This window comes from Methanococcoides sp., assembly GCF_030594565.1.
Taxonomy (GTDB): Archaea; Halobacteriota; Methanosarcinia; order Methanosarcinales; family Methanosarcinaceae; genus Methanococcoides; species Methanococcoides seepicolus.
Window position 1 is genome coordinate 1 of the sequence record NZ_JAUVEY010000087.1, and the last position, 9397, is coordinate 9397.

10 protein-coding genes and 2 pseudogenes are annotated in these 9397 nt (G+C 39.0%); 9 read left to right on the forward strand and 3 right to left on the reverse strand.

Going from position 1 to position 9397, the window contains the following annotated elements; genetic code table 11:
• From QAS77_RS08050 to QAS77_RS08075, 6 genes are all read left to right on the forward strand, one after another.
• The coding region (locus tag QAS77_RS08050) for a C-terminal helicase domain-containing protein (RefSeq protein WP_305064838.1) at positions 1–522 on the forward strand (522 nt) is incomplete at its 5' end.
• A 137-nt stretch (positions 523–659) separates the two neighbouring features.
• Positions 660–971: a CidA/LrgA family protein gene (locus QAS77_RS08055; RefSeq protein ID WP_250867523.1), complete on the forward strand. Its 312-nt coding sequence runs from the start codon at positions 660–662 to the stop codon at positions 969–971.
• Positions 964–1668, forward strand: a complete 705-nt coding sequence (locus tag QAS77_RS08060; RefSeq protein WP_250867524.1) for an LrgB family protein — start codon at positions 964–966, stop codon at positions 1666–1668. Before QAS77_RS08055 ends, QAS77_RS08060 begins: the two co-directional genes overlap by 8 nt.
• Positions 1669–2410: 742 nt before the next feature.
• A complete protein-coding gene (gene ablA / locus QAS77_RS08065; RefSeq protein ID WP_250867525.1) occupies positions 2411–3718 on the forward strand; it encodes a lysine 2,3-aminomutase in 1308 nt (435 codons plus the stop codon).
• Positions 3715–4554, forward strand: a complete 840-nt coding sequence (gene ablB / locus QAS77_RS08070) for a putative beta-lysine N-acetyltransferase (RefSeq protein WP_305064841.1) — start codon at positions 3715–3717, stop codon at positions 4552–4554. The genes ablA and ablB overlap by 4 nt, the downstream gene beginning before the upstream one ends.
• 215 nt (positions 4555–4769) lie before the next feature.
• Positions 4770–5222: an SRPBCC family protein gene (locus tag QAS77_RS08075; protein WP_305064843.1), complete on the forward strand. Its 453-nt coding sequence runs from the start codon at positions 4770–4772 to the stop codon at positions 5220–5222.
• Between the two features lie 173 nt (positions 5223–5395).
• Here QAS77_RS08075 and QAS77_RS08080 read toward each other — a convergent pair whose 3' ends face one another.
• From QAS77_RS08080 to QAS77_RS08090, 3 genes and pseudogenes are all read right to left on the reverse strand, one after another.
• Positions 5396–6025, reverse strand: coding sequence for a hypothetical protein (locus QAS77_RS08080; RefSeq protein WP_305064845.1), 630 nt, complete (start codon positions 6023–6025; stop codon positions 5396–5398).
• A gap of 69 nt (positions 6026–6094) precedes the next feature.
• A pseudogene (locus tag QAS77_RS08085) lies at positions 6095–6811 on the reverse strand (aspartate/glutamate racemase family protein).
• Positions 6812–7139: 328 nt separating this feature from the next.
• On the reverse strand, positions 7140–7859 hold the full coding sequence (locus tag QAS77_RS08090; protein WP_305064846.1) for a DUF434 domain-containing protein: 720 nt from the start codon (positions 7857–7859) through the stop codon (positions 7140–7142).
• Between the two features lie 58 nt (positions 7860–7917).
• Between QAS77_RS08090 and QAS77_RS08095 the strand changes: the two genes are divergently transcribed.
• The 3 genes and pseudogenes from QAS77_RS08095 to QAS77_RS08105 form a co-directional block, all read left to right on the forward strand.
• On the forward strand, positions 7918–8580 hold the full coding sequence (locus QAS77_RS08095) for a SagB/ThcOx family dehydrogenase (protein WP_305064847.1): 663 nt from the start codon (positions 7918–7920) through the stop codon (positions 8578–8580).
• Between the two features lie 152 nt (positions 8581–8732).
• Positions 8733–9191, forward strand: a pseudogene (locus tag QAS77_RS08100) (hypothetical protein); the annotation flags it as partial.
• The coding region (locus tag QAS77_RS08105) for a heterodisulfide reductase-related iron-sulfur binding cluster (protein WP_305064849.1) at positions 9173–9397 on the forward strand (225 nt) is incomplete at its 3' end. The pseudogene QAS77_RS08100 and the gene QAS77_RS08105, both read left to right, overlap by 19 nt.

Consider the following 9397-nt stretch of genomic DNA (forward strand, 5'->3'; position numbering starts at 1 on the left):
TCCGGACAACTGCGTGTACTGGTTGCAACAGACATAGCTGCCCGAGGAATTGATATCGAGGACATATCACACGTAATAAACTATGACCTGCCGAATATCCCTGAAAGCTACGTACACCGAATAGGACGTACAGCAAGAGCAGGAGCTGAGGGAACAGCATACTCTTTCTGTGCAGCTGATGAACGTGACTTCCTGCGCGAGATAGAAAAACTCACCGACATGGAGATAGAGGTCGCAGAACATAATTACCATTCCGAAAAGGCGAAGAATGCCACAGGTGATGCAGCAAAGCCAGCTCCCAAGCAACAGAGAGGACGAACAGGAAGTGCCGGACCTAAAAGGGGCAGGGGTAAAAAAGGAGAAAGCAAAGGCGGTAGAAGTAGTAGTAGTAGCAATAAGGATAGTAAAAATAAGGGTGGAAGATCAGAGAACGCCAATAGAGGCCAGGCTAAGAGTACATCCAAGAAAAACTCAGGTCGGAATTCTGGTCGAGGCTCAGGTAAGCCTAAAAACAGTCAGTAATTGAGCATTTTATCGGTTCATGAATTTATTCATGGACTGAAAATGCTACTGTCTGCTACTGACCTTACTCCAAAAAAACGAAAATGATCCCAATTAGGTATATCATCCAGTTAGTTATAATTCTCGCTATATGCTTTATGGGAGATATCCTCCATAATTACCTCAACCTTCCGATTCCCGGAAATATACTGGGAATGATGCTATTACTAATCCTTCTGTTAACTGGTATCCTCAAGCTATCCATGATCGAAGATGTGAGCAACTTCCTGCTGAAGCATCTCTCATTTTTTTTCATACCGGCAGCTGTGGGACTGATAACCTGTTTTTCCATACTTGAAGGAAAATGGACTGCCCTGCTTTTCATATCTGTGGTCTCGACCTTCATCATTACAGTGGTGACCGGTATGACGGTACAGATACTGATGAAAAGGAGGAAATCTGTTGAGTGAACTTATCTCTTCTCTGACAGGGTCTCCGATCTTTGGCATAGGGATATCTCTACTAACATTCTATGCGGGTTGCCTGCTCTACAAAAGGACAGGTTCCCCCCTACTGAACCCACTGGTACTGAGCATGCTGATGATAATTGGTCTTCTGCTGAGCTTACACATAACCTTTGATGATTACAATAGGGGAGGACAATACATATCTTTCTTCCTTGGGCCTGCTACTGTCATCCTGGCTGTGCCCCTGTATAAGAAGATCAGCCTTCTTAAGGAGAATGTGATTCCAATTCTTGCAGGGATCAGTGTAGGATCTGCAGCAGGTATTGTGAGCATAATAGTCATGTGCAGGATGTTCGGGCTTGATGAGCTGCTAAGCATCTCCATGATACCAAAATCTGTTACAACGCCCATAGGAATGGAGATATCCAGTCAGCTTGGAGGTATGCCATCCATAACTGTTGCAGCCATAGTATTCACAGGAATAGCAGGCATTCTACTGGGTCCTCTGGTATGTAAGTTGTTCAGAATAAACGACAAAGTGGCAGTGGGAATTGCCATAGGAACCTCTTCCCATGCCCTCGGTACGACCAAGGCCGTCGAGATGGGAGAGACCGAGGGAGCTATGAGCGGGATGGCAATTGGCATTGCCGGATTGGTTACAGTTTTCCTTGCTCCGATACTGGCCAAGCTTCTGATGTGAGATAAGTGAAACTGGTTATACCAATACGTTAAATTCATCACCTTATGTTTTTTGTTGAAAACATGCTCATGAAACTTTTTATGATTAAATATATATATGATAATTCGGTTTTAGGAAATAATATCTAGACAAAGTCAAATTCTTTTTTGTTATCAGGTTGTATATCAAAATCAATTAATAGTTTTAAAACATATTATCTATTACCGTACCATAAACAGTACGGTGAGGCAGTGAATCAGAAGGTAGAACGCCATTGGGTGTGAAAGCCCATAAATATTCAAAGTTTATTTGGCATTTGTAAATCCTTAAGGTCGACCTGAGACGGGGAGAATAGTGGGGTAGGGTCGCCCAAAGATTGCCCGATGCGGTCGGCAATTCGATCCCTGATTACTGCCATTAAATTCCTTTTCTACTAACATAAAAAATCGATAGTTATAGGTGACGTCAAAAAACCGAGATTTCACAATAAATTGATTGAATTTGCAAATATTTATTCCAATCCTTATATCAGATCTAATTTTAGTCTCTTCTATGAAGGGGGACAAGTATATCATATATTATCTTCATTTTATGGAATACACAACCTAATAATGTAGGTGTATTTTTATTTTATAGGCTACAGTCAATGAAAAGTGACTGAAAGTATCTATCTGATTCAAGATCCATGTGCTTTTTTGTGCTAATTTTGGATGGCAAATTATAGATACTATTTTAAAGCCGAAACTTTACCCGTGGTTTTTCAATGGAAAAATACAGTAAGCAACAAAAAGAAATAGCAACAATGATCGATTCTGATGACTTTCTGGATAAGTGGAAGGATTGGAATTGGCAATTAAAACATTCAATTAGGGATATAGAAACTTTCGAGCGACTGCTTGGAATAAATTTTGAGCCACCTGAGAAAGAGAAGCTCAAAGAAACGCTGGACAAATTCCCATTGTCTATCACACCCTACTACCTATCATTGATAGATTCTGAGGATTTCAGAAACGATCCTATTTTCCTACAATCATTCCCTTCACCGGAAGAACTAACTGTATCAGTGGACGAACTTGAAGATCCTCTTTCGGAAGATACAGATAGCCCTGTTGAAGGTATAACTCACAGATATCCTGATAGAGTTCTTTTCCACATAAGCAATGTCTGTTCCATGTATTGCCGCCATTGCACACGTAAAAGAAAAGTTGGGGACATTGATTACATACCTGAAAAAGAGAAAATACTTGAGGGTATCGAGTACATTAGGAACACTCCACAAATAAGGGATGTATTACTTTCAGGCGGGGATCCTTTTATGTTGTCTGATGATTTTCTGGATTGGATCCTTACTGAAATAAATAGTATTCCTCATGTAGAAGTGATTCGTATTGGCAGCAGGATGCCGGTTGTACTTCCATACCGAATTACAGATGAACTTGTGGGCATTTTGAAAAAGCATCATCCTATCTGGCTAAATACACATTTCAATCATCCCAGAGAAGTCACATTTTCCTCCAGACAAGCGCTTAAAAAGCTTGCAGATGCCGGCATTCCTCTTGGAAATCAAACGGTACTACTTGCAGGCGTAAATGACTGCCAGAGAATTATAAAAAAACTGGTTCATAAACTGGTTCAAAATCGTGTTCGTCCATATTATCTGTATCAATGCGATCTTTCAGAAGGCCTGTCCCATTTCAGGACACCCATAGGCAAAGGAATAGAAATAATGGAAAATTTGATTGGCCATACAAGTGGGTTCGCCATTCCTACTTATGTTATTGATGCCCCTCATGGAGGAGGTAAAATACCAGTTATGCCCAATTATATCATCTCCTGGTCGACAAACCGTGTGATCCTTCGTAATTATGAAGGTGTTATTACCACCTACAAAGAACCGGAATCATACAAACAAATATATTGTGATCGTAACTGCGAAAAGTGCAATCTTCAGCTTAAACTTGACGACGCTACAGAGTATAAGGGAATTGGTATTGCCAAACTGCTTGCGGATTATGATGACACCACAAGTCTTGTTCCTGAAGAGAATGAGAGGATGGAGAGAAGGACTTGAAGGATACTATTGAGAAGATCGGCAACTCCATTATCCAGCATGGGAGGTATAATGATCGCATATATCTCATGAAATCCAATCCAGATGATATACCTTTACTTCTGGATAAACTGGATGCTCTTGCAGAAAAGGAAAGCTATTCAAAGATATTCACAAAGGTTCCGGAATCTTTCAAAGAACTTCTTTGTGATAGAGATTATCTTTGTGAAGCGACCATCCCACGATATTATGATGGGAAAGAAAATGCAGTGATCATGAGCAAATTCCTTGATGATAAGAGAAGCATTGACTATTTGAATGAAATGCATGAAAATGTGGTAACGACAGCTCTATCAAAAAGAAATGATCAACAGACCAATGTTCCATCCGAATACTCGATTAGAATATGCGATAAAAATGATATTACACAGATGGCTGATCTATATAAAAAAACATTTGAAACCTATCCTTTTCCCATACATGATCCCAATTACCTCTTAAAAACAATAGAGGATAATGTAGTGTATTTCGGAGCTTTCAAAGAAGAAAAAATTATTGCACTCTCTTCTTCTGAAATAGAATACGGTCACTCGAATGTGGAAATGACAGATTTTGCAACATTGCCTGAATTCCGGGGAAAGGGCTTATCTTCATATTTGCTTAGAAAAATGGAAGATGAAATGAAAGCAAAGGGTATCAAAACTGCATATACCATTGCAAGAGCCAGCTCATATGGGATGAATATTGTGTTTGCAAAATGCGGATATGAATATTGTGGAAGACTTGTAAATAATACCAATATATCTGGCAATATTGAAAGCATGAATATTTGGTATCGAAATTTTCAGATCGATTGATATTTATTTATCGATCATCTTTTTTTATATGTGGGAAACATCTCTTATTTCATTATTACAATTTTGTAAAAGCTTGAGATTCGAATTATAGAAGCCATATTAGATCGTGAGTACACAGTTAACTTCAAAGAAGTGAACTCCACCAACTTATTTTAGGAATAAATACAAATGTTCATTCTCAATTGATATTAGCAAGGGGATAGGGGATTTGAAATATGCTCACATTAAAAGATTCTGTAACAATAAACCGACCTCCAGAAGTCATTTTTGAATGGTTTGATCATTTTTCAGAAAATTACACATACTGGCATAAGGACCATGTGATTGCAAAATGGATCAGAGGGAAGAATTTTGAGAAAGGGGCGATCCTTTACGCTGAGGAATATCTCAACGGTAAACTGGAAAAAATAAGTTTTGAAATAACCAAGATCAAAAAAGGTGAATTGATAGAATATAAAACCCTATTTCCACATTCCATTATTTGCCCATACGGGTCTTTCTCCATAGAACCTCACAATAGTAATGGAAGTGTATTTACAGCCACACTTTCTTTTCGATTTGGATGGTTGCTTTCAAAAATTGCAAAAAAGAGAGTTGAGGCTATTAGGACACATATGAGAGAAGAGGGAGGAAATCTTAAAGGCTTATTAGAAAAGTCAGGCCATTAAATCCTTTTAATATATCCTTCTTCAACAGTTAAGATCGTCAGCATAAGACATGTTCTTAAATATTGTTCATTTAAGTTATCTTTAGCTTTTCTGTGAATGGTGATCATCTGTGTTTTTTGTTTCCTCTATTTCGATGTAAACAATACCACCATGAAATACTAAAAACCAACTTCTCAGGAAACTCGCCTGAAAATATACGAATTTGCTGTTTTTGTGTGCCCTATTCCTTTCCCAAGTTTCTCGAGGTATTCTTTTGTAACCTTTATATGCTTCTTTGGAATGAAATAGAATCCAAGATTCCTGTCTGTGATGTGATAGCTACCACCTTTTACATAAACAGCAGCAATGAATTCGTAATCATCATCTATGAATGCCATTCCGGCATCCCCATGACTATTATTTGCAAGCAGGATCCCACCTGTTTTCAGATATTTTTTACATGCCTGTGAAACAAAACCAGCATATTGTGAGATGAGCAGATCGTAGCTCTTTTCTTTAAGATCAAGTGATAGAGAGTAATCAGACGATATGAAATGGAAAACAGCATCTGTATCATAGGTCTTTTTCGTTGAGATCATATCAGCAACTGAACTTTCTTGCTCAAAGAATTTCTTTGCTCGTGGATCACTATCAACATATAAGACCTCAGAAATGAAAAAAGAAGGAGTAATATGAACAAAACTTCCCGGGTAAAGAGCGTTATTAATGTTGAATCTGGATATCAGGGACTTAAATATGTCTTCCCTTTCAAAATTATTGTCAACATAGAATTGTCGGTATAAGCCCTGTACATCGACTTTCATATAGGTTATGAAGAGTTATGATGTTATAAAGCCGACCATGTTTTTTGTAGCTTTATCTTTAATTTGAAGTCATGTCTCCATCCTTGCCGTTTTTATGACCACATCTGCTAAGACCTGTGAAGGGTGTATCAATGGAACAGACACTTCGTCTTCAATTGAAAGCAAAGAAAGCTCACTGCAACCAAGTATTATAGCCTCTGCCCCCTGGTCGATCAGTACTTCAATTACTTCTAAGATCTCGTTCCGTGATTTTCCCTATGTATATCCTGCTTTAATTCCTTGTTCACCATAAATTGAATTCATGACTTTTTTTTGTAGCTCTTCATCCGGAGTTAATATTTCGATCTCATTTATTGCCTTATGATATAGTCTGGTTTCTAGTGTGCCAGTAGTAGCCAATAACCCGATCTTTTTAATATCTGGAAATGTGTTAGAAACGTGTGATGCAGTTTCTGAGATCATGTTCAGTATGGGTATCTTTGTGCTGTCCTGTAGTTCAGAATAATAATAATGCATAGTATTGCATGGTATTGCTATGATCTCTGCACCAGCAGTTTCTAAATTATGAATAGTTTTTTGTGCTTCCGCAACAGGGCTTTCCCCTATTCCAAGGATTGCTTGTGTACGATCAGGTATATTGGAATTATTATCTACGATGATCCTTAAATGGTCCTGATCCTTCCTGGCAGGAGTGCTTTTGATTACCTTTAAGAAAAAATATGCTGTCGATTCGGATCCCATGCCACCTAAAATACCAACCGTTTTATCGCTTGCTTTAGCTGTCATAATATTCCCCCAAACTTCCCCTTTTGCCACATTTAGCACTCGATCCCCATTTGAGATTATTATAGCAATGTCTCTAATTCACGAGATTCATCCTTTCTTTCGAATTCAGATGCTTATCCCCACAGATGATAAGATCCCCTCATTTCCAAAACCAGATCAAAAGATTATTTCCCAACTCGTCCACGTAGTGTGAGTAAAAGGGAATAATTTGATCTTGCGAAAGATAACTAAATTAAATTTATGCCCATCTCAGTGCCTATAGTTTGAATTGGGCTATTAGCATAAATTAATTTGTATTTTTATCATCAACCGTAAAAACCACATTATCTCAATTTTCGAACTTATCCATTATATGAGAATTCAAACTAAAGACCTCCAATGATCTCGAATTCTGCTTCAACCAGCATTCCGTGATGTCAACCACCTTATCCACTGCATCTACTATAACACTGTCAGCAGTTGCTATTACTGCATTTGCTCCCGCTTCCTTGAGATCGAAATCCACATGTTTTGATGTCCTTGTATCGCCCTTGAAAGTTTTATTTTTGACTCTTTCACATATAAGCTCTGCAAGTATTCCACTGTTGCTCATCTGGGAATCAAGAAGGATGGTTGCCGACCTTACTTTCAAATTTGCAAGAGTTGAGAGCATCTCATCAACTGCTATACAAGTAGTATCCGTGATCTTGTGATTACTGAATATTCCACTTGTATCCCGCAGGAATCCATCATCTGCAAACCATAGGGGTTCATTTTTGAGTGCAGTCTCTATGGTTATCAGGACATTATAGCCGTCAACAAAGACATCGCATCCTTTTAATTGGGAGCATTCAAGCTTCTTTTTGTTGCGGTGGTCTGCTTTTTTTGGTGAGAAAACAAGTCTTGTGAGTATATGCCTTTCCGGTACTGTCAATCGGTAATGGTTGCTTACAAAGGTAATTGCACTCTTTCTCTTATATCCTCTGGAGAGAAGATACCTTATGTCCATTGCAGGTTCTGAAAGCTTTTCTTTCAGCTGATCGGCTGGAAGCAATTGTCTATCAGACATTGCAAATAGTTTGCTAAGAGTAAGATTTATAGATGTCGCACACCAATCTACTATTTTGATGAGTAGATATGTCGAAAGAAATGAGAATGATCAGCTTGATGCAGGAACAAAACCTGCAGACCCATTGCCTGAGCTCCAACTTCCGGATCCGGCCCTTGATGGCAACATTTCCATCGAACAGACCCTTGCTCAAAGGCGGTCCATTCGTTCCTATTCCGACAATCCATTATCTCTTTCGAATGTGTCCCAAATTCTGTGGGCTGCACAAGGAATGACCATGGATAGGTTCTTCAGGACAGCACCGTCAGCAGGTGCTCTTTATCCGCTTGAGGTGTATCTGATTGCTGGCAATGTAAGGGGACTGGACGTTGGTGTGTACAGATATGATCCATCCAAGCATTCACTGATACGGATCTGTGATGGTGAGAGAAGGGATGAGCTCTGCAAAGCTTCGTTGTCACAACCACATATCAGGGACGCTGCTGCGGTTGTCGTGATTGCGGCGGATTACTCACGCACAACGGTAAAGTATGGAACTCGTGGAATCAGGCATGTACATATCGAAGGGGGTTGCGCTGCTGAGAACATCTGTCTGCAGGGAATGTCACTTGGCATTGGGACGTGTGTGACGGGTGCGTTTGATGATGCGAAGGTTGCTTCCATCCTTAACCTGCCAGCCAATGAAGATCCATTGCTGATATTATCGATAGGGTATGTATAACATCATTCTTTACTCATGTACCTTATATAAATAACGCTAATTTTGGCTCTGTAGAAAACCTATATTTCTATTTAATTTCCACATAAAATTTTAAAAAGGATTATCCCCTGAGTATTACGTATCACAGAAAACACAAAGGGGATGATTGTGTTTTGTCTAACAAATATTTAAAGTTTGTTGATGCAGCGCTAGCTGTATCAGGTAACTCGCACCTTCAGATCTATAGTTGCAAGTATTCCAAAAGAAAATATACACAACACCAGCTATTGACATTGGTTTTATTGAAAGAGTATCTGAATGATGATCATAGAGATATTGTTGAACTTGTCGAAGTAATGGATGAGATAAAAACAAGAATTGGATTAAAACAGGTTCCACACTTTACTATTCCATTAAATCATAGATTTAGTGGGAGTTCCAGATTTTCAATCTGGAACACACTTCATAAATTCACTACAAGACTCAATTCTGTTTATTTCAGCGGATTGCTACAGCAAACACTGAAACTCTTTTATGCTCATGGTGAAAAGATTGAGGTAACTGCCATTGATTCGAGTGGATTTACTAGTGGTCATTGTAGTTACTATTATTCGTGGAGAACAGAAAAGAAGCCCTCTGTTGTGGCATTGTAACAGCATTCGATGATCTTCCAACAGTGGCTCATTGCGGACAGAAGCGTATCGGTGAGGCTACTGAAACGGGAGCCGACTATCTTGTGACCAACTGTGCAGGATGTGCATCCCAGCTTAACCTCACTTCCAATATGATGGAAGCCCCTGTAAAACAAAAGGATATCACAGATCTCCTGTGTGATTCA